General features: G+C 60.3%; 17 protein-coding genes and 1 pseudogene. 5 read left to right on the top strand and 13 right to left on the bottom strand.

Features of this window, described 5'->3' with window-relative positions:
* Positions 1–164 precede the first annotated feature (164 nt).
* The 5 genes from topA to NMB39_RS21080 all read right to left on the bottom strand — a co-directional run bounded on the left by topA (position 165) and on the right by NMB39_RS21080 (position 7,493).
* Positions 165–2,786 (bottom strand): type I DNA topoisomerase, encoded by a 2,622-nt coding sequence (gene topA, locus NMB39_RS21060; RefSeq protein ID WP_494340113.1) that lies wholly within the window; start codon positions 2,784–2,786, stop codon positions 165–167.
* 114 nt (positions 2,787–2,900) lie between these two features.
* A complete protein-coding gene (locus NMB39_RS21065; protein ID WP_494340112.1) occupies positions 2,901–3,137 on the bottom strand; it encodes a DUF1653 domain-containing protein in 237 nt (78 codons plus the stop codon).
* Between the two features lie 98 nt (positions 3,138–3,235).
* Positions 3,236–4,411: an acetyl-CoA C-acyltransferase FadA gene (fadA, locus tag NMB39_RS21070; protein WP_043047500.1), complete on the bottom strand. Its 1,176-nt coding sequence runs from the start codon at positions 4,409–4,411 to the stop codon at positions 3,236–3,238.
* 29 nt (positions 4,412–4,440) lie between these two features.
* A complete protein-coding gene (gene fadB, locus NMB39_RS21075; RefSeq protein ID WP_494340111.1) occupies positions 4,441–6,588 on the bottom strand; it encodes a fatty acid oxidation complex subunit alpha FadB in 2,148 nt (715 codons plus the stop codon).
* Between the two features lie 467 nt (positions 6,589–7,055).
* Positions 7,056–7,493 (bottom strand): hypothetical protein, encoded by a 438-nt coding sequence (locus tag NMB39_RS21080; RefSeq protein ID WP_057022089.1) that lies wholly within the window; start codon positions 7,491–7,493, stop codon positions 7,056–7,058.
* 105 nt (positions 7,494–7,598) lie between these two features.
* On the opposite strand from NMB39_RS21080, the gene NMB39_RS21085 reads away from it, so the two are divergent.
* Positions 7,599–8,039: a universal stress protein gene (locus NMB39_RS21085; protein WP_005786147.1), complete on the top strand. Its 441-nt coding sequence runs from the start codon at positions 7,599–7,601 to the stop codon at positions 8,037–8,039.
* Between the two features lie 182 nt (positions 8,040–8,221).
* On the opposite strand, the gene NMB39_RS21090 is transcribed toward NMB39_RS21085, so the two are convergent.
* Positions 8,222–10,141, bottom strand: coding sequence for an ATP-binding cassette domain-containing protein (locus tag NMB39_RS21090; protein WP_005786146.1), 1,920 nt, complete (start codon positions 10,139–10,141; stop codon positions 8,222–8,224).
* Positions 10,142–10,354: 213 nt separating this feature from the next.
* On the opposite strand from NMB39_RS21090, the gene NMB39_RS21095 reads away from it, so the two are divergent.
* The gene (locus NMB39_RS21095; RefSeq protein WP_494340110.1) at positions 10,355–12,283 is read left to right on the top strand and encodes a transglycosylase SLT domain-containing protein; all 1,929 of its coding nucleotides are present in this window, start codon (positions 10,355–10,357) and stop codon (positions 12,281–12,283) included.
* A 90-nt stretch (positions 12,284–12,373) separates the two neighbouring features.
* On the opposite strand, the pseudogene NMB39_RS21100 reads toward NMB39_RS21095, so the two are convergent.
* Positions 12,374–13,135 (bottom strand): annotated as a pseudogene (locus NMB39_RS21100) (Fic family protein); the annotation flags it as partial.
* Between the two features lie 63 nt (positions 13,136–13,198).
* A complete protein-coding gene (locus NMB39_RS21105; protein WP_494340109.1) occupies positions 13,199–14,965 on the bottom strand; it encodes an ABC transporter transmembrane domain-containing protein in 1,767 nt (588 codons plus the stop codon).
* Between the two features lie 243 nt (positions 14,966–15,208).
* On the opposite strand from NMB39_RS21105, the gene NMB39_RS21110 reads away from it, so the two are divergent.
* A complete protein-coding gene (locus tag NMB39_RS21110; protein ID WP_043047507.1) occupies positions 15,209–15,382 on the top strand; it encodes a PA1571 family protein in 174 nt (57 codons plus the stop codon).
* A 53-nt stretch (positions 15,383–15,435) separates the two neighbouring features.
* Here NMB39_RS21110 and pdxB read toward each other — a convergent pair whose 3' ends face one another.
* Positions 15,436–16,578, bottom strand: a complete 1,143-nt coding sequence (pdxB, locus tag NMB39_RS21115; RefSeq protein ID WP_494340108.1) for a 4-phosphoerythronate dehydrogenase PdxB — start codon at positions 16,576–16,578, stop codon at positions 15,436–15,438.
* Between the two features lie 171 nt (positions 16,579–16,749).
* Here pdxB and NMB39_RS21120 point away from each other — a divergent pair, with 171 nt between their 5' ends.
* On the top strand, positions 16,750–18,144 hold the full coding sequence (locus NMB39_RS21120) for an MATE family efflux transporter (RefSeq protein ID WP_367235862.1): 1,395 nt from the start codon (positions 16,750–16,752) through the stop codon (positions 18,142–18,144).
* Here the strand turns inward: NMB39_RS21120 and tusA are convergent.
* Positions 18,141–18,386 (bottom strand): sulfurtransferase TusA, encoded by a 246-nt coding sequence (gene tusA, locus NMB39_RS21125; RefSeq protein ID WP_046071486.1) that lies wholly within the window; start codon positions 18,384–18,386, stop codon positions 18,141–18,143. The genes NMB39_RS21120 and tusA overlap by 4 nt on opposite strands.
* Before the next feature lie 126 nt (positions 18,387–18,512).
* Positions 18,513–19,589 carry a 23S rRNA (cytidine(2498)-2'-O)-methyltransferase RlmM gene (gene rlmM / locus NMB39_RS21130; RefSeq protein ID WP_046071485.1) on the bottom strand — a complete coding sequence of 359 codons (1,077 nt, stop codon included), beginning with the start codon at positions 19,587–19,589 and terminating at the stop codon, positions 18,513–18,515.
* Between the two features lie 196 nt (positions 19,590–19,785).
* Here rlmM and acnA point away from each other — a divergent pair, with 196 nt between their 5' ends.
* Positions 19,786–22,527 carry an aconitate hydratase AcnA gene (acnA, locus tag NMB39_RS21135; RefSeq protein ID WP_057022082.1) on the top strand — a complete coding sequence of 914 codons (2,742 nt, stop codon included), beginning with the start codon at positions 19,786–19,788 and terminating at the stop codon, positions 22,525–22,527.
* Between the two features lie 126 nt (positions 22,528–22,653).
* On the opposite strand, the gene NMB39_RS21140 is transcribed toward acnA, so the two are convergent.
* Together NMB39_RS21140 and cysK are read right to left on the bottom strand one after the other, a co-directional pair.
* Positions 22,654–23,592 carry an aspartyl/asparaginyl beta-hydroxylase domain-containing protein gene (locus tag NMB39_RS21140; RefSeq protein ID WP_043046517.1) on the bottom strand — a complete coding sequence of 313 codons (939 nt, stop codon included), beginning with the start codon at positions 23,590–23,592 and terminating at the stop codon, positions 22,654–22,656.
* Between the two features lie 224 nt (positions 23,593–23,816).
* Entirely contained in the window at positions 23,817–24,791 is a 975-nt protein-coding gene (gene cysK, locus NMB39_RS21145; RefSeq protein ID WP_057022080.1) for a cysteine synthase A, read from the bottom strand.
* Between the last annotated feature and the right edge of the window lie 7 nt (positions 24,792–24,798).

Raw genomic sequence — 24,798 nt, forward strand, 5'->3', positions numbered from 1 at the left:
TGCTGGCTGAACAGTGTCACGGAACGGCCGGGCGTACTGCAAGTGCAAATGTGGGAGGGGGCTTGCCCCCGATAGCGGTGCATCAGTCATACACATGGCGACTCATACACTGTCATCGGGGGCAAGCCCCCTCCCACATTTGGAACTTCAGCACATGCGATGGATCAAGCGCCCTGGCGCTTGTCCTCGACCTTCCACTTGCCGCCGTCGTAGAACGCTTTCCAGCCGGTAGGCTTGCCGTCCACTTCGGTCTGCACGTACTGCTCCTTGGTCTTGCGGCTGTAGCGGATCACGGCTGGACGACCATCCGGGTCCTTCTTCGGCGCTTCACACAGGAAGTGGTACTTGGGATCAATCTCGTCCTTGTGCGGCACGATTTCCATCACCAGCGGTGCACGGGTCTCGCGGTTTTTCGGGAACTGGCTGGCCGCCAGGAACAGGCCCGAAGCACCGTCACGCAGGATGTACGTGTCGTTGACCTTCTCGCACTTGAGCTCGGGCATCTTCACCGGGTCCATCTTCGGCGGTGCCGCGTCACCGCTTTTCAGCAGTTTGCGGGTGTTTTTGCACGTGGGGTTGGTGCAGCCGAAGAACTTGCCGAAACGGCCGGTCTTGAGCTGCATCTCGCTGCCGCATTTGTCGCATTCCAGGCTCGGTCCTTCGTAGCCCTTGATGCGGTAAGTGCCCTCTTCAATCTCGTAGCCATTGCAGTCCGGGTTGTTACCGCAGATGTGCAGCTTGTGCTTTTCGTCCAGCAGGTAGGCGTCCATCGCCGTGCTGCAGATCGGGCAGCGGTGCTTGCCACGCAATACCAGCGACTCGGATTCGCCCTCGTCATCGGCCGCGATCTCATCACCCGGAACCAGGTTGACGGTCGCCTTGCAGCGCTCTTTCGGCGGCAGGCTGTAACCCGAGCAACCGAGGAACACGCCGGTTGACGCAGTACGAATCTGCATCGGACGGCCACAGGTCAGGCACGGGATGTCGGTCATCACCGGCTGGTTGGCACGCATGCCGCTCTCAGGGCTTTCAGCCACTTCAAGTTTTTTCTTGAAGTCGCCGTAGAACTCGTCGAGCACGTTTTTCCAGTCGCGCTCGCCCTGGGCTACGTCATCGAGATTCTCTTCCATACCGGCGGTGAAGCCGTAGTCCATCAGGTTGGAGAAGCTCTCGGACAGGCGCTCGGTAACGATGTCGCCCATCTTTTCCGAATAGAAACGACGGTTGTGCAGCGCGACGTAGCCACGATCCTGGATGGTGGAGATGATTGCCGCATAGGTCGACGGGCGACCGATACCGCGTTTTTCCATCTCCTTCACCAGGCTGGCTTCCGAATAGCGCGCTGGCGGCTTGGTGAAGTGCTGGGACGGGTCGAGCTTGATCAGCTTCAACGTATCGCCCTGGGCCATGTCCGGCAGCACGTCGTCATCGCCTGGCTTGGCGATTTGCGGCATGACGCGGGTGTAGCCGTCGAACTTGAGGATACGGCCCTTGGCACGCAGCTCGAAGTCGCCAGCGCCCACACTGACAGTGGTAGACAGGTATTGCGCCGGCAGCATCTGGCAGGCCAGGAACTGGCGCCAAATCAGCTCGTAGAGGCGCTCAGCGTCGCGCTCCATGCCGCTCAGCTTGGAGGGCTCGGTGTTGGCATCGGAAGGACGAATCGCTTCGTGAGCCTCCTGGGCGCCCTCTTTGCTGCTGTAGACGTTGGGCTTCTCCGGCAGGTACTTCTTGCCGAATTCGCTTTCAATATAGGTCCGCGCCATCGCCACCGCGTCTTGCGACAGGTTGGTGGAGTCGGTACGCATATAAGTGATGTAGCCGGCTTCGTACAGACGCTGGGCCATCATCATGGTTTTCTTCACCCCGAAACCCAGGCGGTTGCTCGCGGCCTGTTGCAGGGTGGAGGTGATGAACGGCGCCGACGGCTTGCTGCTGGTCGGTTTGTCTTCACGCTTGACGATGCTGTAGCTGGAAGCCTTGAGCTTTTCCAGCGCGGCCATGGCCTGGGCTTCGTTCAGCGGCTTGAAGGCCTCGCCTTTCTCACGGGCCACTTCGAAGCGCACGTTGGCGCCCTTGGCGGTGCCGAGATCGGCGTGGACTTCCCAGTATTCTTCGGGGTTGAACGCACGGATCTCACGCTCACGCTCCACCACCAGCTTCACCGCGACCGATTGCACACGGCCGGCGGACAGGCCACGGGCGATCTTCGCCCATAGCAGTGGCGAGACCATATAGCCCACCACGCGATCGAGGAAACGACGGGCCTGCTGGGCGTTGACGCGATCAATATCCAGCTCCCCCGGCTTGGAGAAGGCTTCCTGGATGGCTTTTTTGGTGATTTCGTTGAACACCACACGCTTATAGCGGCTGTCATCACCGCCGATGGCTTCGCGCAGGTGCCAGGCAATGGCTTCCCCTTCGCGGTCCAAGTCCGTCGCGAGATAGATGGTGTCAGCATCCTTGGCGAGCCGGCGCAGCTCTTCGATGACCTTTTCCTTGCCCGGAAGGATTTCGTACTTGGCCTTCCAGCCATGGTCCGGGTCCACCCCCATGCGCGAGACCAGCTGCTTGCGCGCTTTCTCTTTAGGGCTGAGCACCGGACCTGCGCCCGCAGCCGCCTTGCCGCGCTTGGCGGCAGGCTCCTTGCTGGCGCTAGCCGAACCGCTGGTGGGCAGGTCTCGGATATGGCCGATACTCGACTTCACCACGTACTCGTTGCCCAAGTACTTGTTGATGGTCTTGGCCTTAGCCGGGGATTCCACAATGACCAGCGATTTGCCCATGGATCGGAAAGTTCCTGAATTCGAGAAGTGAAAGGCAGTTGGCGCCTGACGCGGCAACGCTATATATAGTGGCAACAAGGTGAGGTCAAGCGCAGCATTCTGCGCGACCTGCCGTTATTGCCCTTTAAAAAGACTGGGTTCGGCCTGGACCAAAGCAAAGCGCGGGACGTGCTCGCCGTCAACTTCGACGGTCTGAAGGAACATGCTCAAGGGGCGTACCCAAAAGCCGTATTCGCCATACAGTGCTTGGTAGAACACCACTTCTTCTTCGGTTTCGGAGTGGCGTGCCACGCTGAAAACGCGGTACTGCGGCCCCTTATAATGTTGGTAGAGCCCTGGTTCGACTTTCATGCTCTGGCCCCCTTACAAAATTTGTTGAAAAAAAATATTAAAAAGTTTCAAAAAACAAAAACCGGGGCACTGGGCCCCGGCTTCCGTCAACGAAACGCTTAGACGCGTTCGAAGACGGTGGAAATGCCTTGGCCGAGACCAATGCACATGGTTGCAACCCCAAGGTTGCCGCCATTTTGCTTCATCACATTAAGCAAAGTGCCGGAGATACGTGCACCGGAGCAACCGAATGGGTGGCCCAGGGCAATCGCACCGCCGTGCAGGTTAACCTTCTCGTTCATCTTGTCGAGCACTTTCAAATCTTTCAGCACTGGCAGGGCCTGTGCGGCGAAAGCTTCGTTGAGCTCGAAGAAGTCGATGTCGTTGATGGTCAGGCCTGCGCGCTTCAAGGCTTTTTGTGTGGCCGGTACTGGACCATAGCCCATGATTGCCGGGTCCACACCCGCCACTGCCATCGAACGGATCACGGCCAGCGGCTGGATGCCCAGGTCCTGGGCACGCTGCGCCGACATCACGATCATGCACGAGGCACCGTCGGTGATTTGCGACGACGTACCGGCGGTCACGGTGCCGCCCTTTGGGTTGAAAGCCGGCTTGAGGGCCGCCAGGCTTTCCAGGGTGGTGTCCGGACGAATGGTTTCGTCGTAATCGAACAGTTTCAGGAAGCCGTTCTCGTCGTAGCCGTTCATCGGGATGATTTCATCCTTGAACTTGCCTTCCACGGTCGCCTTGTGGGCGAGCTGGTGGGAGCGCACGCCGAACGCGTCCTGGGCTTCACGGGTGATGCCGTGCATCTTGCCGAGCATTTCTGCGGTCAGGCCCATCATGCCCGAGGCTTTCGCCGCGTACAGCGACATGTGCGGGTTAGGATCGACACCGTGCATCATGCTGACGTGGCCCATGTGTTCCACGCCACCGACCACGAATACATCGCCGTTGCCGGTCATGATCGCCTGGGCAGCGGTGTGCAGTGCACTCATCGATGAGCCACACAGGCGGCTGACAGTCTGGCCAGCTGCGGTGTGCGGGATCTGGGTCATCAAGGAAGCCATGCGCGCGATGTTCCAGCCCTGCTCCAGGGTCTGGTTGACGCAGCCCCAGATCACGTCTTCGACTTCGTTGGGATCAACCTTGACGTTGCGTTCCAGCAGCTTGCTGATCAGGTGTGCCGACATGTCTTCGGCACGGGTGTTGCGGTGCATGCCGCCCTTGGAGCGGCCCATCGGAGTACGACCGAAGTCGACAATCACGACGTCTCTTGGATTCAAGCTCATAAATATTCTCGCTCTAGTCGTCTGGGCACTTAACCGAAGAAGCTCTGGCCGTTCTTGGCCATTTCACGCAGCTTCGCGGTCGGGTGGTACAGCGGGCCCAAAGCAGCGTATTTGTCAGCCAGGGCAACGAACTCAGCCACACCGATCGAATCGATGTAACGCAGCGCACCACCACGGAATGGAGGGAAACCGATACCGTACACCAGGCCCATATCGGCTTCGGCGGCGGTCTCGACAATGCCGTCTTCCAGGCAACGCACGGTTTCCAGGCACAGGGCGATCATCATCCAGTTGATGATGTCCTCGTCGGACACCTCACGCTGTTCGTAGATGACCGGCGCCAGCACTTCATGCACCGACGGGTCGGCCACTTTCTTCTGCTTGCCCTTCTTGTCGGCCTCGTAAGCGTAGAAACCCTTGCCGTTCTTCTGGCCCAGGCGCTTGGCCTCGTACAGCGCATCGATCGCCGAGCGACGGTCGTCTTTCATGCGGTCCGGGAAGCCTTCAGCCATCACGTCGCGACCGTGGTGGCCGGTATCGATGCCGACCACGTCCATCAGGTACGCCGGGCCCATGGGCCAGCCGAATTTTTCCATGACCTTGTCGATGCGCACGAAGTCCACACCGGCGCTGACCAGCTTGGCGAAACCGCCGAAGTACGGGAACAGTACGCGGTTGACCAGGAAGCCCGGGCAGTCATTGACCACGATCGGGTTCTTGCCCATTTTCTTGGCGTAGGCAACGGTGGTGGCAATTGCCTCCTCGCTGGACTTCTCGCCACGGATCACTTCCACCAGGGGCATCATGTGCACCGGGTTGAAGAAGTGCATGCCGACGAAGTTTTCCGGGCGCTTGAGGGCCTTGGCCAGCAGCGAGATGGAAATGGTCGAGGTGTTGGACGCCAGGATGGTGTCGTCCTTGACCTGGGCTTCAACCTCAGCCAAGACCGCTTGCTTGACCTTCGGGTTCTCGACAACCGCTTCGACCACCAGGTCGACGTGGCCGAAATCGCCGTAGGACAACGTAGGACGAATGCCGTTAAGCACCTCGGCCATCTTCGCCGCGGTCATGCGACCTTTATCAACACGGCCAACCAGCAGCTTGGCGGCTTCGGCCAGGCCCTGCTCGATACCGTGCTCATTGATGTCTTTCATCAGGATCGGCGTGCCTTTGGACGCCGACTGATAGGCGATGCCGCCACCCATGATACCGGCACCGAGTACGGCGGCCTGCTTCACGTCCTTGGCGATTTCGTCGTAGGCCTTGGCCTTTTTCTTCAGCTCCTGATCGTTCAGGAACAGGCCGATCAGGCTCTGGGCCGCCGAGGTCTTCGCCAGTTTGACGAAGCCGGCCGCTTCCACTTCCAGGGCCTTGTCGCGACCGAAGTTCGCAGCCTTCTGGATGGTCTTGATCGCTTCAACCGGCGCCGGGTAGTTCGGGCCAGCCTGGCCAGCCACGAAACCCTTGGCGGTTTCGAACGACATCATTTGTTCGATGGCGTTGAGCTTGAGTTTTTCCAGCTTTGGCTGACGCTTGGCCTTGTAGTCAAATTCGCCGCTGATAGCGCCCTTGATCAGGTTCAGCGCAGCTTCGGCCAGTTTGTCCGGGGCAACTACAGCGTCGACAGCACCGACTTTCAGTGCGTCTTCGGCCTTGATTTCCTTACCGGCTGCGATCCACTCGATAGCATTGTCGGCACCGATCAGGCGCGGCAGGCGCACGGTACCGCCAAAGCCTGGGTAGATGCCCAGCTTGACTTCCGGCAGGCCGATCTTGGCGGTGGCGGACATGACGCGGAAATCCGCCGCCAGGCACATTTCAAGGCCCCCGCCCAGCGCGATGCCATTGATCGCGGCAACGGTCGGCACGTTGAGGTCTTCGAAATCGCTGAAGATCTTGTTGGCTTCGAGGTTGCCAGCCACCAGCTCGGCATCGGGCAGCTTGAAGTTGTCGACGAATTCGGTGATGTCAGCGCCGACGATAAACACGTCCTTGCCGCTGGAAACGATCACGCCCTTGACCGAAGCATCTGCTTTGATGGTGTCTACGGCCTGACGCAGTTCGTTCAGGGTTAGACGGTTGAACTTGTTGACGGACTCACCCTTGAGGTCGAATTTGAGTTCGACGATGCCACTTTCAAGAGCCTTAACCGTGATGGCTTTACCTTCGTAAATCATCAACTGATCTCCACGATATGGAAGCTGAACAGTACACACTGGACGCTGGTTTCTGGTTTGACATTGACAGTTGCATCAATGCTCACGCCAATCAGCCAGGCACACCCGCCAGTGCGATAGTCGGGATTCTGTACGAGTCGTCTGACAGGCAAACGCTCAATTCATACGCCCGTTTGATTTGGGTACGCCACCTTCATCCAATTCCGAGCAATTGTCAATCGCTCCAAAGGCTAGGAAAAACGCGACTTTCCAGTCATTTCAGAACCCGGACCAAGGGGGGGCAACCCGTCAATATTTAAATATTCACAGGATCAATAATAGGAAAGATGTGGGAAACGGCTGTACAGAAAGGGATATACGGCTAGGCTAGCGGCAACTTGCAGATTTACCGGCCTGCCTGGCCACCTCCAGCCCGGTGATGATGTCGGGCTTTTTATTGCCTGACATTCAGGATTTTCTGTAGGGACTCAGGCCAAAGCCTTGAGCAACGCATCAATATCCTTCAAGACACTCGTTTCGCCCTTCTCGCCCCAGTACAAAGCAATCATCTGCTTGTCGGCTTCGACCTTGTAAACGTTCGCCGGCAGCGTTGCAAAATGCGGCAACAACTTTTCATCCACACACACTTCACGCCATTGATTGACCCACACCCCCGGCTCCAGCTGCCAGTAACTCCAGAGGGCCGGGGTGCTGCCGCGACGTGGCCGACAGTATTGCGCACAGGGGCTCGGCGGCTCCTGCTTGAGCCAGTGCGGCCACTCCTGGGGCGCGAGCTGCATGGCCAGGCCGATGCGGCGTGCCTCCATGCGCAGGGCCATGCGCCCACTCTGCCCACGCGACGGGCGCAGCCAGGCCAGGGGGCTTAAAACCACCGCAAGGATTGACACCACTATCCACACCGTCATATGTGTACTCCCGAATTTCTAGATGAGCGGATTTGACCTGACGCAACCCCATCCGCTTGAAAGCAGCCATACTGAACTTATTGCAGTCCCTTGGAGGAACGCCTCATGCCCTACAAACATATTCTGGTCGCTGTCGATCTGACCGAAGAGTGCGATCCGGTGATCAAGCGCGCGCAGGAATCTGCATTAGCCAATGGCGCCATCCTGTCGCTGGTGCATATCGTCGAGCCCATGGCCATGGCCTTTGGCGGTGACGTACCGATGGACCTTTCCCAGTTGCAGCAACAACAATTTGACCAGGCCAAGGAGCGCCTGGACCGTTTGATTCTCAAATACCCGCACCTGAAAAAGGAAGACTGCCACCTGACATACGGCCAACCGCGGCAGGAAATCCACCACTTGGCCAAGGAAAAGGCCTGTGACCTGATCGTGGTCGGCAGCCACGGCCGTCATGGCCTGGCACTGTTGCTGGGCTCCACCGCTAATGATGTATTGCACGGCGCGCCTTGCGATGTACTGGCCGTCAAACTGGCAAAGAGTTCGTAAGACCGATGAAGGTCTAATGTGGGAGCTGGCTTGCCTGCGATAGCAGCCTGTCAGTTGATGCATCAGGTGGCTGTTACACCGCTATCGCAGGCAAGCCAGCTCCCACAGTTGAATCGCATTTCATATTAAAAAGCCCGGCGCTCATAGAAGAGTGCCGGGCTTTTTTATCGCGGTGCAATCACTCAGGCATCCAGTTCGGCCCAACGCTCAACCAGCGCTTCCAGCTCCTGGTTCAACGTCTCCAGGGAAGCGATGACCGCAGCGGTTTCTGCCGCCGGGCGCAGGTAGAAACCGGCGTCAGCCATTTGCGCTTCTACCGCGGCAATCTGCTGTTCCTTGGCGTCGATCTCACCCGGCAAGGCTTCCAGCTCACGCTGCAGCTTGTAGCTGAGTTTCTTCTTGGCCGCGGGTGCAGCTTCCTGGGCCGGTGCAGCCTCTTGCACAGGAGTCACCACCGCCGAGGTCAGGTCGGCCTTGCCGGACTTGCTCTCGGTTACCCCCAGCAGGCGCGGCGAGCCGCCCTGGCGCAGCCAGTCCTGGTAACCACCGACGTATTCGCGCACCTTGCCTTCACCTTCAAAGACCAGGGTGCTGGTGACCACGTTGTCGAGGAATTCCCGGTCGTGGCTGACCATCAGCACAGTGCCGTTGAACGTCAACAGCACTTCTTCGAGCAACTCGAGGGTTTCCACATCGAGGTCGTTGGTCGGTTCGTCGAGCACCAGCAGGTTGGCCGGCTTGCTGAACAGCTTGGCCAGCAGCAAACGCGCACGCTCACCACCGGACAGAGCCTTGACCGGCGTACGCGCACGTTGCGGGCTGAACAGGAAGTCGCCCAGGTAGCTGAGCACATGGCGGCTCTGGCCGTCGATGTCGATAAAGTCGCGGCCTTCGGCGACGTTGTCGATCACGGTCTTTTCCAGGTCCAACTGATGGCGCAACTGGTCAAAGTAGGCCACGTCGATGCGCGTGCCCTCTTCCACCTTGCCGCTGGTCGGTTGCAGACCGCTGAGCATCAGCTTCAGCAGGGTGGTCTTGCCGGTGCCGTTGGCGCCAAGCAGACCAATACGGTCGCCGCGCTGCAGGACCATGGAAAAGTCCTTGATCAGGAACGGCCCGTCCGGGTGATGGAAGCTGACGTTCTCCAGCACCATGACTTGTTTGCCCGACTTGTCGGCGGTATCCAGCTGGATATTGGCTTTGCCGGTACGCTCGCGGCGTTCGCTACGCTCGACGCGCAAGGCTTTCAAGGCACGTACGCGGCCTTCGTTACGGGTGCGACGGGCCTTGATGCCCTGGCGGATCCAGACTTCTTCCTGAGCCAGCTTTTTGTCAAACAGCGCGTTGGCAGTTTCTTCGGCAGCCAGGGCGGCTTCCTTGTGCACCAGGAAGCTGGCGTAATCGCCGTTCCAGTCGATCAGGCCGCCACGGTCCAGCTCGAGGATGCGCGTAGCCAGGCTCTGCAGGAATGCACGGTCGTGCGTGATAAACAGCACGGCGCCCTGGAAGTCCTTGATGGCTTCTTCAAGCCAGGCGATGGCGCCGATGTCCAGGTGGTTGGTCGGTTCGTCGAGCAGCAGCAGGTCCGGCTCGGACACCAGCGCCTGGGCCAGCAGCACACGGCGACGCCAGCCGCCGGACAATTCGGCGAGGGTCTTGTCGGCCGGCAGTTGCAGGCGGCTCAGGGTGCTGTCCACCAGTTGCTGCAAGCGCCAGCCGTCACGGGCTTCGAGGTCTTGCTGGACGTGCATCAGCTTGTCCAGGTCTTCCTCGGTGACGCAGTTCTGCGCCAGGTGATGGTATTGCGCAAGCAACTCGCCGACGCCGTCCAGGCCTTCGGCAACCACGTCGAACACTGTCCGTCCGTCGGCAACCGGCAATTCTTGCGGCAATTCGCCGATCTTGAGGCCCGGGGCACGCCACACAGAGCCGTCATCGGGCTTCTGGTCGCCTTTTACCAGCTTCATCATGCTGGACTTGCCGGTGCCGTTGCGGCCGATGATGCACACCCGCTCACCACGGGCGATCTGCCAGGACACCTTGTCCAACAACGGCATGGCGCCGAAAGCAAGGGACACATCGCTGAATTTGAGCAGGGTCATACGCTTCTCCAAAAACTGGGCGCGCATTCTACCTGACTTGAGGGTGGGATGCGGTCGGGATTTTCTCTATCGACACGTTCTGTAGGACATTTCTGGCGATCTTCAACCAACCGGCCGGCAAAGCTTTCGCGGGCCGCTGGCAAAAGGCTAAGCTAGGGGCAATCAGTGTCGGCAGTGCCGGTGCTAGTCGTGATTTCTCTGCACGGACGTCTCATGCGCAGTCGCCTTTTCAACTTTTTATCTTGCCTGCTTCTTACCGCCACTGCCGTTCAATCCGCCCAGGCGGTGGACCTCACTACCCAACGTCAGTATTACGATCAAGCCAAACGCGCCCTGGCCAAGGGTGACAGCGGCCCCTACATGCAATACAGCCAGGCCCTGGCCGACTACCCGCTCACGCCGTACCTGGCGTATGACGAGCTGACCGCACGCCTGAAAACCGCGAGCAACGAGGAAATCGAACAGTTCCTCGCCAAACACGGCGACCTGCCCCAGGCCAACTGGATGAAACTGCGTTGGCTGCGCTGGCTGGCCGAGCGTGGCGATTGGCAGACCTTTGAAAAGTACTACGACGCCAAGCTCAATTTCGTCGAACTCGACTGCCTGCACGGCCAGTACCAGCTCAGCCACAATCTCAAAGCCGAAGGCTACAAGACCGCCGAAAAACTGTGGATGACCGGCAAAACCCAGCCGACCGCTTGTGACGCTACGTTCGGCCAATGGGCCGCTGCCGGCCAGTTGACCGAACAGAAGATCTGGGACCGCGCCAAACTCGCCGCCGAAGCCCGTAACTACGCGCTGGCCAACAGCCTGGTGAAAACCCTGCCAACCCTCGGCGCCCAAGGCCGGCTGATGGTGGATGTGGCGCAGAAGCCCGACATGCTCAGTGACCCGTCACGCTTCCTGCCGGCCACCGAAGCGATGTCGGACGCCGTGGGCCTGGGCCTGCGTCGCCTTGCGCGCCAGGATCCGGACAAGGCCATGGCCCTGCTCGACGGTTACGCCAGCAGCATGCACTTCTCCCGTGACGAAAAAGTGTCGATTGCCCGCGAGATTGGCCTGACCCTGGCCAAGCGCTTCGACCCGCGTGCGCTGGAAGTGATGACCAAGTACGACCCGGAACTGCGCGACAACACCGTGTCCGAATGGCGCCTGCGCCTGCTGTTGCGCCTGGCACGTTGGGAAGATGCCTACCAGTTGACCCGCAAGCTTCCACAAGACCTGGCCACAAGCAACCGCTGGCGCTACTGGCAGGCGCGCAGCCTGGAGCTGGCCGAGCCGCAAAACCCGCAGGCGCTGGTGCTCTACAGGAACGTGGCCAAGGAGCGGGACTTCTACGGCTTTCTCGCCGCTGATCGCTCCAAATCCCCCTACCAGTTGAACAATAAACCGCTGGTGATGAGCCAGGCGCTGATCAACAAGGTCCGCAATACCCCAGGTGTACGCCGTGCCCTGGAATTCTATGCCCGCGGCCAGATCGTCGACGGCCGCCGCGAGTGGTATCACGTCAGCCGCCACTTCAACCGCGACGAGATGGTTGCCCAGGCCAAGCTGGCCTACGACATGAAGTGGTACTTCCCGGCGATCCGCACCATCAGCCAGGCGCAGTACTGGGACGACCTGGATATCCGCTTCCCGATGGCCCACCGCGACACCCTGGTGCGCGAAGCCAAGGTACGAGGCCTGCATTCGAGCTGGGTATTCGCTATAACGCGCCAGGAAAGTGCTTTTATGGATGACGCCCGCTCCGGCGTCGGCGCCAGCGGCCTAATGCAACTGATGCCCGGCACCGCCAAGGAAACGGCGCGCAAGTTCAGCATCCCCCTGGCCTCCCCGGCCCAGGTGCTGGACCCGGATAAAAACATCCAGCTCGGCGCCGCGTACCTGAGCCAAGTGCACAGCCAGTTCAATGGCAACCGCGTGCTCGCCTCCGCCGCCTACAATGCCGGCCCCGGCCGCGTGCGCCAGTGGCTGCGCGGCGCAGACCACCTGAGTTTCGATGTCTGGGTGGAAAGCATCCCCTTCGACGAAACCCGCCAGTATGTGCAGAACGTGCTGTCTTATTCGGTAATCTACGGGCAGAAGCTCAATTCGCCGCAGCCGCTGGTGGATTGGCATGAGCGGTATTTTGACGATCAGTGATAAGAGCAGCTTCAAGCGATAAGTTTGAAGCTGTGAGAAAATGCCCGCATTGATAAATGCGGGCATTTTTTATGGTGCTGCTGGAAGCCCACTTTGCCCAGCTTCGGCCAGCGCCAAGTTCAACGCCTGTAGCATGAACTCTACAAAGGGCGTTGCCTGCGCTTGCTGGTCTGCTGCGGACAGTGCGGCGTAGTAAGCCTCTTGCTGCTCTCGAATCACCGCTTCCACCGGCAGGTATGCCAGCACCGAGCGCCACTGGCTGAGTATCAAGGTTTGCCAGAGCCGCCCCATCCGCCCATTACCGTCAGCAAATGGATGAATGAATTCGAACTCATAATGGAAGACGCAACTGGCTATCAACGGATGCCAGTCGGAAACCGCCAGCCATTGCAGCAAATCGTTCACCAAGTGAGTTACACGGCTCGCAGGCGGCGCCATATGGACAAGTTGCTCGCCGCGATAGATGCCGACACCTGTCTGTCGAAACCGACCGACATCGTCGATCAATCCAAACATGAGCAGTTCGTGAGCCTTGAGCAGGTCGACACGATCACCTGGATTCCACTGCGGCATGGCCTCGTAAGCAGCAAATGCATTACGCACTTCCTGAATTTCCCGGGGCAAGCCCAGCACCCGCTTACCTTCCAGAACAGCCGTCACCTGCTCGACGCTGAGCGTGTTGTTTTCGATCGCCAGTGAAGCCTGAATGGTGCGAATTCGATTGCCGCGCCTTAACTGAGGCGTCTGGCGGCCATCGTCACCGACTGAAAGCTGACCAATCTGCTCACTGATATCTGCCACAAGGGCCAGCATTTTTGGAGTCAGCGTCAACGGAGGTTGATAACGGCTCATGTCCTCATCCAGATCAATAACGAAAGATCACATGATGCCTCATTGAGCAGGGGTATCGCAGCTTCATTCCGTCTCCCCCCCTTCACTGAACTGCAACGCCGCCAACCGCGCATACAGCGGATTGCTCGCAATCAATTGCCTATGCGTACCCACCGCCACAAGCTTGCCTTGATCCATCACCGCTATTCGATCGGCATTCTTGACGGTCGCCAGGCGGTGAGCGATCACTAAAGTGGTTCGTCCCTGCATCAGTTGCGGCAGCGCTTGCTGGATCAGGTGCTCACTCTGGGCATCGAGAGCGCTGGTGGCCTCGTCCAGCAACAGGATCGGCGCATCTACCAGCAAGGCGCGTGCGATGGCAAGGCGTTGGCGCTGGCCGCCGGAGAGGCCCATGCCGCCATCGCCAAGATGGGTCTGGTAGCCATCGGGCATTTGCAGGATGAAGTCGTGGGCATGGGCGATACGCGCAGCGGCTTCGACCTGGGCCATGGTGGCGGACGGGTTGCCGTAGCGGATGTTTTCCTCGACGCTGCCGAAAAACAGCGCCGGGCTCTGGGACACCAGGGCGAAATGGCGACGCAGGTCCAGAGGGTCCAGCTCGGTCAGCGGGCGGCCTTCGAGCAGAATGCGACCTTGCTGGGGATCGTAGAAGCGCAGCAGCAGGTCGAAAATTGTCGACTTGCCCGCGCCGGAGGGACCTACCAGCGCCAGGGTTTCACCGGGATTGATGGTCAGGTTCAAGCCATCGATGGCGTAGCTGTCCGGCCGTGAGGAGTAGGAAAAGCGCAGATCTTGCAGCTCCATGCGGCCACTGACCCGCTCCGGCAAACGTACGCTGCCATTGGCCGGCGCCTGGATATCGTTGCTCGACTGCAACAGTTCACCAATGCGCTCGGCCGCGCCGGCGGCACGCTGCAACTCGCCGAGCACTTCGCTCAGGGTGCCGACGGCGCTACCGACGATCAGGCTGTAGAACACAAACGCGGCCAGCTCACCGCCGGAAATGCGCCCGCTGATCACGTCCATGCCGCCTACCCACAGCATCACGCCCACAGCGCCAAGCACCAACATGATCACCAGGGTAATCAGCCAGGAGCGCTGCAAGATGCGTTTACGAGCGGTAGTGAAGGCCTCTTCCACGGTGACGGCGAAACGCTGTTCGTCCTGCACCTGATGGTTGTAGGCCTGCACTGTCTTGATCTGGCCAAGGGTTTCAGAGACGTAGCTACCGACATCGGCGATTCGGTCCTGGCTCTGACGCGACAGGCTGCGCACGCGGCGACCGAAAATCAGGATCGGTGCCAGCACCAGGGGCAGTGCCACCACCACGATACTGGTGAGTTTGGGGTTAGTGATGAACAGCAACACGATGCCACCGATGACCATCAAGGCATTGCGCAGAAACAGCGACAGCGATGAGCCAATCACCGATTGCAACAAAGTGGTGTCGGTGGTCAGCCGCGACTGGATTTCCGAGCTGCGGTTGTTCTCGTAGAAGCCGGGGTGCAGGTAGATCAGGTGATTGAATACCTGCCGGCGAATGTCCGCCACCACCCGCTCGCCAATCCAGGACACCAAATAAAACCGCGTGAAGGTGCCCACGGCCAGGCCCAGCACCAGCACCATGAACAGGCCGATGGACTGGTTGAGCAAGTGCGGTGACTGGGTCATGAAACCCTGGTCCACCAGCAGGCGTATGCCCTGCCCCATGGACAGGGTGATACCGGCAGTGACGATGAGCGCCAACAGGGCGCCCAGCGCCTGCCAGCGGTAGGGCGCAATAAAGCGGCTGGCCAGGCGGATCGCACGGCGTTGACGGGTCGAGAGCATGGGACATCACCAATGAGGAGTCTGTACCTCAACATTGGGGGAACTTGCGTGAATAACAATGAGTCAGGTTAATTATGCCCGCCGACGCAAGCCCATAGAGACTATCGGTCTAAGACTCATCTGGAAATATGTACCGGTTTCTGGTGGACTGGGTGTTCGAACCGATGATCGCGTAGGGAGTTGTAACAGCGCGTTCACGCGGGGGATTTAAAGTAGGTATACAACCTGATGAGGAGACAGGCCATGACCTTGCAAGATAGCAGCAACGCCAAGATTGAAGTGATCCGCCAGCCGCAGCAACTGCCATGCTCGTACATCGATGCCAAGGGCCGCGAAGTGCAGATTACCGAAGAGATGATCCAGCAAGCGTGCAGTGAGCTGGAACAGCGTCTGGTCAAACCTGCCCAGCAAGGCTGATACGCCCGCGCTCTTTGAGACCCGGCCCAGGTGGCCGGGTTTTTTATGGGGGTCTACAGGGCTTCGGCGCCCAAGGCCGAGACGATAGCGGACAACGCCGTCGACTCACCATTGATCCGCACCTTCAAGCCGTCAATCTCTCGCCGTAGCGGATAGTGCTTGCGCAGCAGGTCGAATGCCTTGCGCTGTTCCTCCACCGTGCCGACCAGGCTGCGGCGGAAATCCGCATCGTCACGGCGCGGGTCGTACACACTGCGGCACAGGGTCGCCAGTGCCCAGGCAGGATCAGTTGCAGCGTTCAGGTGCACTTCGGCCAGCCACGGTGCCGGCAACAAATCACTCAGCTGAACACTCGGCTCCTGGCCCAGGTGCGCGCAGAACGCCTGGTAGATCTGCGCCGTGCCGCGCTGCTTGCCGTCAAGGCTGTAGCCGGCGATATGCGGCGTAGCCAGCACGCACAGGTCAGCCAGGTCGACATCCACCTCGGGCTCACCTTCCCACACGTCCAACACGGCTTGCAGGTCGTCACGGGCCAGCAGCACCTCACGCAGGGCGGCGTTGTCCACCACCGCACCACGGCTGGCATTGATCAGCCAGGTACCGGGCTTGAGCTGCTCCAGGCGCTGGCGATCCAACAAGTGCCAGGTGGAGCCATTGCCCGATTTGGTCAGCGGTGTGTGCAAGCTGATCACGTCGCACTGCTCGATGATCTGCTGCAGGCTGACGTAGTCACCGTCTTCGGCGATCTGTCGCGGAGGATCGCAGACCAGCACGTTCCAGCCCAGGCCCTTGAGCACCTTGACCAGCCGCCCGCCGACTTCACCGGCCCCGACCACGCCATAGGTGCGCTGGCCAAGCTCAACCCCTTCGATTTCGGCCAGGGTCTGCAAGCTGCCGAGCACGTAGTCCACGACGCCACGGGCATTGCAGCCCGGCGCGCTGGACCACTGGATACTCGCCTGCTTGAAGTAATCGAGGTCCAGGTGGTCGGTGCCGATGGTGCAGGTGCCGACGAAGCGTACGTTGCTGCCTTCGAGCAAGGCACGGTTGACGTTGGTCACCGAGCGCACCAGCAGCACGTCGGCCTGCGCGACGGTGGCGCGGTCGATGGACCGGCCGGGCACGCGGCGAATCTCGCCAAACCCTTCGAAGAATGCATCGAGCAGCGGGATATTTTCGTCGGCAACAATCAGCATGGCAGGCTCCTTTGGCGGATCAACAGTGTACAGGCTTGTGAGGATCCAATGTGGGAGGGGGGTACCTGCGTGGTTGCATTACAAATCAACAACACAGGTTTTTTCCTGACCGCTGCGTCAAAGCGTAGAATCCGCCGTCCTTGCGACTGCCTTTTGATTGGACACCTGTACGTGAACACTGCCACCGCTACCCTCTCCCGCCCCGCGCGCATCAGCCGGGAAGTGCGCGGCCTGCTGACGCTGGCCTTGCCGATAATGATCGGTCAACTGGCAACCACCGCGATGAGCTTTGTCGATGCAGTGATGGCCGGGCGTGTCAGCCCCCAGGACCTGGCGGCAGTCGGCCTGGGCAATTCGATCTGGATCCCGGTGTACCTGCTGATGACCGGCACTTTGCTGGCTACCACGCCGAAAGTTGCCGAGCGTTATGGCGCGGGTAAACTCACCGAGATCGGGCCGTTGGTGCGCCAATCGTTGTGGTTGGCCGTGGTGGTCGGCCTCTGCGGCGCGCTGTTGCTGCTATGCGCCGAGCCGATCCTGCATGCGATGAAGGTCGAGCCTGACCTGATCGAGCCGTCCATGGGTTACCTGCATGGCATCGCTGCGGGCATGCCGGCGATTGCGCTGTATTACGTGCTGCGCTGTTTCAGTGACGGGCTGGGCCGTACACGGCCAAGCATGGTCATGGGCCTGTGCGGCCTGGCGTTGAATATTCCGTTGAACTACATCTTCATCTACGGCCACTTCGGCGTGCCGGCGATGGGCGGCGTGGGTTGCGGCTGGGCCACGGCGATTGCGATGTGGGTGATGATGCTTGGCCTGGCCGGCTGGACGCGCTGGGGCCCGGTTTACCAGAGCAGCGAATTGTTCAAGCGTTTCGACTGGCCGCAATGGACGGTGATCAAGCGCATATTGAGCATCGGCCTGCCGATTGGTGTGGCGATCTTCGCCGAGTCGAGCATCTTCGCGGTGATTGCCCTGTTGCTTGGCAGCCTGGGCGCTACCGTGGTGTCCGGCCATCAGATCGCGCTCAACGTCAGCTCCCTGGTGTTCATGATCCCCTACTCCCTGAGCATGGCCGTGACCGTGCGGGTCGGCCAGGCCCTGGGCCGTGGCGAACCCCGCGAAGCGCGCTTCGCTGCCGGGGTCGGCATGGGCACCGCACTGGCCTATGCGTGCCTGTCGTGCAGCCTGATGCTGGTGTTTCGCGAGCAGATCGCAGCGATCTATACGCCGGACCCGGTGGTGATCCACCTGGCATCAATGCTGATCGTATTCTCGGCGCTGTTCCAGTTCTCCGACTCGATCCAGGTCACCGCGGCCGGCGCACTGCGCGGCTACCAGGACACCCGGGTGACCATGGTGCTGACCTTGTTCGCCTACTGGGGCGTAGGGTTACCGGTGGGTTACGCCCTGGGGCTGACCGACTGGCTCGGCGAGCCCAGCGGCCCAAGCGGCTTGTGGCAAGGGCTGATCGTCGGCTTGAGCTGTGCGGCGGGGATGTTGCTGGTGCGCCTGGCGCGCAGTGCACGCCGACGCATTCACGCAGACAAGGCGAGGGGTTAATCGAGCTTCTTGCGGATCCAGTACAGATAGGTCCCGGCCTGCTCCTGCTGGTCCACCAGTTCGTGGTCAAGAAACACACAGAACTTGGGGATATCACGGCGGGTCGACGGGTCGGTGGCGATCACCTTGAGCAAGCCGCCCGCCGGCAGGTCGCGGATATGCTGGTGCAGCATCATCACCGGCTCCGGGCAGTTGAGCCCGGTGGCGTCGAGGGTGCCGTCTACGGGTAAATCAACACTCATACTTTACTCCTGAAACAGGCCCGCTCTTATGTGGGAGTGGGCTTGCCCGCGATGACGTGGGCACATTCAACATAGATTTCGACTGTTATACCGCTATCGCGGGCAAGCCCGCTCCCACATTTGATTTCAGCGGCTTTTGGATTTCTTCACATCCACCAAACGGCGCAAGTGGCACGTCACTTCTTCCCGGTCGTGATACAGCTGCTTGCAACCGATTTCCACCCGTATGCCACGCGCCTTGAAGCCCTCTTCGATGCGCTCCAACAGGCGCTTTACTTCGGCGTAACGCTGCTTCATCGGCAGCTTGAGGTTGACCACCGCCTCACGGCAATGCCCCTCGCCGATCCAGGTTTCCAGCAGCGCCGCATTACGCGCCGGCTTTTCAACGATATCGCACACCATCCAGTCCACCGGTTGCTTGGGCACGAAGGTGAAACCGTCGGCCATCAGGTGTTGCACCAGGCCGGTGTCCATCAGGCTTTCGGCCATAGGGCCGTTGTCGATGGCGGTCACCAGCATGCCGCGGTTGACCAGTTGCCAGGTCCAGCCACCCGGTGCTGCGCCGAGATCAACGCCGGTCATGTCGCCGTGCAAGCGCTCGTCCCATTGGTCACGGGGGATAAAGTGATGCCAGGCCTCCTCCAGTTTCAGGGTCGAACGGCTGGGCGCGTCACGTGGAAACTTGAGGCGCGGGATGCCCATGGGCCACATCGCCGAGTTGTTCGACTCGGCCAGGCCCATGAACGCTTCGCGGCCGCTCTTGAAGGTCAGCAGCAGACGCGGCTTGCTCGGGTCGTCCACCAGGCGCCCGGCGCCCAGCAGGGCTTTGCGCAGGTGCACTTCGAATTTCTTGCAGAAGTTTGAGAGTTCCTTGCCGTCATTGGTATCGACCATCTCCAACCACAGGCTGCCGCACACCGGGAAATCGCGCAGGTGGGTAAGGATCACGCTGATGCGGTCGGTTTCCGGCAGGTCGATAAACACCCCGCGCGCCCACTGCCTGGGGAAAATCAGCTCGGCAAAGCGCTGGCCGTGCATCAGGCGCTGGGCGCCGTCTTCCTCGGTGCAGACAAATTCGGCGCAGGCGCTGCCGGTCTTGGCCTTGGCGTAGCCGGAAACGTTCAGGCGCGCGGCGTGTTCCGCGATCTCGGAACAGACTTCGCCTTCAAACCCCGGGCGGCAGTGCATAAAAAGGGTGTTCATCAACTCTCCTGGTGAATCAACTGACCTTGCGCTATCGCAATGCCTGTCATGAAAACGCGCGCATGATAGCCGAGTTCGGAACCTTGGGCTCGGCGATAGAGTCCAGTTATTAGCTTGCTATTGAAAACAGCGCTAACGTGATAGCTCTGTTCGTCCCGTCAGGTCCGTAGCCGTGCGGACCATAAGGAGTCATGTAATGTCATCCCTTGATAGCCTGAGAACCCTTAAAACCCTGGAAATAGACAGCAAGACTTACCATTACTTCAGCCTGCCCGAAGCCGCCAAGAGCCTGGGTGACCTGGATAAGCTGCCGATGTCCCTCAAGGTGCTGCTGGAAAACCTGCTGCGCTGGGAAGATGCCAAGACCGTCACCGGCACCGACCTCAAGGCCATCGCCGCCTGGCTTAAAGAGCGCCAGTCTGACCGCGAGATCCAGTACCGCCCCGCCCGTGTGCTGATGCAGGACTTTACCGGCGTGCCCGCGGTGGTCGACCTGGCTGCCATGCGCGCCGCCGTGGCCAAGGCCGGTGGCGACCCGCAGCGTATCAACCCGCTGTCGCCGGTGGACCTGGTGATCGACCACTCGGTGATGGTCGACAAGTTCGGCACTACCAGCGCCTTCGAACAAAACGTCGATATCGAAATGCAGCGCAACGGCGAACGCTACGCCTTCCTGCGCTGGGGCCAGAGCGCCTTCGACAACTTCAGCGTAGTCCCGCCGGGCACCGGCATCTGCCACCAAGTCAATCTCGAATACCTGGGCCGTACTGTGTGGACCAAGGAGGAAGACGGCCGTACCTACGCCTTCCCTGACACCCTGGTCGGCACCGACTCCCACACCACCATGATCAACGGCCTCGGCGTACTCGGCTGGGGCGTGGGCGGGATCGAAGCCGAAGCGGCGATGCTCGGCCAACCGGTATCGATGCTGATCCCGGAAGTGATCGGCTTCAAGCTCACCGGCAAGCTCAGGGAAGGCATCACCGCCACCGACCTGGTGCTGACCGTCACGCAGATGCTGCGCAAGAAAGGCGTGGTGGGTAAATTCGTCGAGTTCTATGGCGACGGCCTGGCCGACCTGCCCCTGGCCGACCGCGCCACCATCGCCAACATGGCTCCGGAATACGGCGCCACCTGCGGTTTTTTCCCGGTCGACGAAGTGACTCTGGACTACCTGCGCCTGTCCGGCCGCCCGGTAGAAACGGTCAAACTGGTGGAGGCCTACACCAAGGCTCAGGGCCTGTGGCGCAACGCCGGCCAGGAGCCGGTGTTCACCGACACCCTGGCCCTGGACATGGGCAGCGTCGAAGCCAGCCTCGCAGGGCCCAAGCGCCCGCAGGACCGTGTGTCCCTGCCGAATGTCGGCCAAGCGTTCAGCGATTTCCTCGACCTGCAATTCAAACCCACCAGCAAGGAAGAAGGCCGCCTGGAAAGTGAAGGCGGTGGCGGTGTGGCCGTGGGCAATGCCGACCTGATCGGCGAAACGGACTATGAGTACGACGGCCAGACCTATCGCCTGAAAAACGGTGCCGTAGTGATCGCTGCGATTACCTCATGCACCAACACCTCCAACCCCAGCGTAATGATGGCGGCCGGGCTGGTGGCTAAAAAAGCCGTGGAAAAAGGCCTGACCCGCAAACCTTGGGTCAAGACCTCGCTGGCCCCAGGTTCCAAGGTGGTCACCGATTATTACAAAGCCGCGGGCCTCACCCAGTACCTCGACAAGCTCGGCTTCGACTTGGTGGGCTACGGCTGCACCACCTGTATCGGTAACTCCGGGCCATTGCCCGAGCCTATCGAAAAGGCCATTCAGAAGGCTGACCTTGCCGTGGCCTCGGTGCTGTCGGGTAACCGCAACTTCGAAGGCCGCGTACACCCGCTGGTGAAAACCAACTGGCTGGCCTCGCCGCCCCTGGTAGTCGCCTATGCGTTGGCCGGCACCGTGCGCATCGACATCAGCAGCGAGCCACTGGGTAACGACCAGAACGGAAACCCGGTGTACCTGAAGGATATCTGGCCCAGCAGTCAGGAGATCGCCGACGCAGTGGCCCAGGTCAGTACCAGCATGTTCCACAAGGAATACGCGGAGGTGTTTGCCGGTGACGAGCAATGGCAGGCGATTGAAGTGCCGCAGGCTGCAACTTATGTGTGGCAGAAGGATTCCACCTACATCCAGCATCCGCCGTTCTTCGACGACATTGCCGGCCCGCTGCCGGTGATCAAGGACGTCAAGGGCGCCAATGTGCTGGCCCTGCTGGGGGATTCGGTGACCACCGACCACATCTCCCCTGCCGGCAATATCAAGACCGACAGCCCGGCCGGTCGCTACCTGCGCGAGCAAGGCGTGGAGCCACGTGACTTCAACTCCTACGGCTCACGCCGGGGCAACCATGAAGTGATGATGCGCGGCACCTTCGCCAATATCCGTATCCGCAATGAAATGCTCGGCGGTGAGGAAGGCGGCAACACGCTGTATATCCCCACCGGCGAGAAGATGGCGATCTATGATGCGTCGATGAAGTACCAGGCCTCAGGTACGCCGCTGGTGGTGATTGCCGGCCAGGAATACGGCACCGGCTCCAGCCGTGACTGGGCGGCCAAGGGTACCAACCTGCTGGGGGTCAAGGCGGTGATCGCCGAGAGTTTCGAGCGCATCCACCGCTCCAACCTGGTGGGCATGGGTGTATTGCCGTTGCAGTTCAAGCTGGACCAGAACCGCAAGACGCTCAAGCTCACCGGTAAGGAGAAGATCGACATCCTCGGGCTGACCGATGCCGAGATCGAACCGCGGATGAACCTGACGCTGGTGATTACCCGGGAAGATGGCAGCAGCGAGAAGGTTGAGGTGCTGTGCCGGATTGATACCTTGAATGAAGTGGAATACTTCAAGGCGGGCGGGATCTTGCACTATGTGCTGCGTCAGTTGATTGCCAGCTAAAGATCGCTGGAGATCAAATGTGGGAGGGGGCTTGCCCCCGATGGCGGTGGATCAGGTACAGATATTCAACCTGACACACCGCTATCGGGAGCAAGCCCCCTCCCACAGTTTTGACCGCATTTCAAATCAGCCGAACAACCATTTCCACAGCAGCACCAGCACCACTACTGCCAGCACTGGCCGCGCAATGCGGTAGGCCTTGGGATGCTTGCGCTTCCACTGTTTGACCTGGCCACTGAACTTGTCGCTGAACGTCTTGCTCCAGGCATAGGCCTGGTTGATGCCACCCACGCGTTCGTCATCGAGGTTCTGCGGAGCGGTAGCACGGCCCAGCTGCTTGCTGACCCAGCGGTTGATACGGGTCATCAGGCGGTTGCTCAACGGACGTTCGATGTCGCAGAACAGGATCACGCGGGTCTGCTCGGTTTCGTTCTTGACCCAATGCACGTAGGTTTCGTCGAACATCACGTCTTCACCGTCGCGCCAGGCGTAGACCTGGCCATCGACGAAGATGCGGCAGTCGTCGGAGTTCGGCGTGGACAACCCGAGGTGATAGCGTAGGGAACCAGCGAACGGGTCGCGGTGCGGGTTGAGGTGACTGCCGCCCGGCAACAGCGCGAACATCGCGCCCTTGACGTTGGGAATGCTGCTCACCAGAGCCACGGTCTTCGGGCACAGGGCCTCGGCCGATGGCAGGGGTTTGTCGTACCACTTGAGGTAGAAGCGCTTCCAGCCCTTCTTGAAGAAGGAACCGAAGCCGGCGTCGTTGTTCTTTTCGGCAGCGCGGATGTAGCCCTCGTCGAACAGGTGCATGGCCTCTTCGCGGATCACTTCCCAGTTGTCCTTGAGCACGTCCAGTTCGGGGAACTTGCTGCGGTCCAGGTAGGGCTTGGACGGCACTGCGGAGAACAGGTACATCAGGGCGTTATACGGGGCGAACAGCGCCGAATGGTTGACGAACTGGCGCAACATCGGCAAACGGGCCTTGCCGCGCAGGTGGACATACAGCGTGCTGCCAATAAACAGCAGCAACACCGACAGTTTGGTGGCCAAGGAAAAGGTCATGCAGCAACTCCTGGAAATAAGCGCCTGGCCAGCAAACTTTCGTCAACGGGAAACCAGACGTAATAGCTGGCCATGATAAACACTTGGAGCATTATGCAGAAGGCCCAGGCCAATGAGCTGACCTGAATCAACCTCGATGATGAGTGGCCGATCAGGGGCCGACGCAGAGCGTCTTGGGCGGCATTCCCACGCAGAACGTGGGAACGATCAGCGGCAGCCGTTGATCAGGCCTGGTTTTCCTGGTCGGTAAACAAGTCGCTGAACAACATGCTCGACAGGTAGCGCTCACCGGAGTCCGGCAGGATCACCACAATGGTCTTGCCCTGCATTTCCGGCTTCTCGGCCAGGCGTACCGCCACGGCCATGGCGGCGCCGCAGGAGATGCCGCACAAAATGCCCTCTTCCTGCATCAGGCGCAGGGCCATGGCCTTGGATTCTTCGTCGGTCGCCAGTTCCACGCGGTCAACCATCGACAGGTCGAGGTTCTTTGGCACAAAACCGGCGCCGATGCCCTGGATCTTGTGCGGGCTGGGCTTGATCTCTTCACCCGCCAACGCCTGGGTGATCACCGGCGACACCATCGGCTCGACGGCCACCGACAGGATCGGCTTGCCCGCCGTGTTCTTGATATAGCGCGACACACCGGTGATGGTGCCGCCGGTCCCCACCCCTGCCACCAGCACGTCCACGGCGCCGTCGGTGTCGTTCCAGATTTCCGGGCCGGTGGTTTTCTCGTGGATCGCAGGGTTTGCCGGGTTATCGAACTGGGCCGGCATGAAGTAGGTGGTCGGATCGCTGGCGACGATGTCGCCGGCCTTGTCGATGGCTCCTTTCATGCCTTTGGCCGGCTCGGTCAGCACCAGCTCGGCTCCGAGGGCCTTGAGCACTTTACGGCGCTCAAGGCTCATGGACGCTGGCATGGTCAGTAGCAGTTTGTAGCCACGGGCGGCAGCGACAAACGCCAGGCCGATACCGGTGTTGCCGGAAGTCGGCTCGACAATGGTCATGCCAGGCTTGAGCTTGCCGCTGCTTTCCGCGTCCCAGATCATGCTCGCGCCAATGCGGCACTTCACCGAATAACCGGGGTTGCGCCCTTCGATCTTGGCCAGGATGGTCACGCCACGCGGTGCGATGCGGTTGATCTGGACCAGCGGCGTATTACCGATGGAGTGCGCGTTGTCTGCAAAGATACGGCTCATGACGGGT

This window comes from Pseudomonas sp. FBCC-B545 (genome assembly GCF_059134095.1).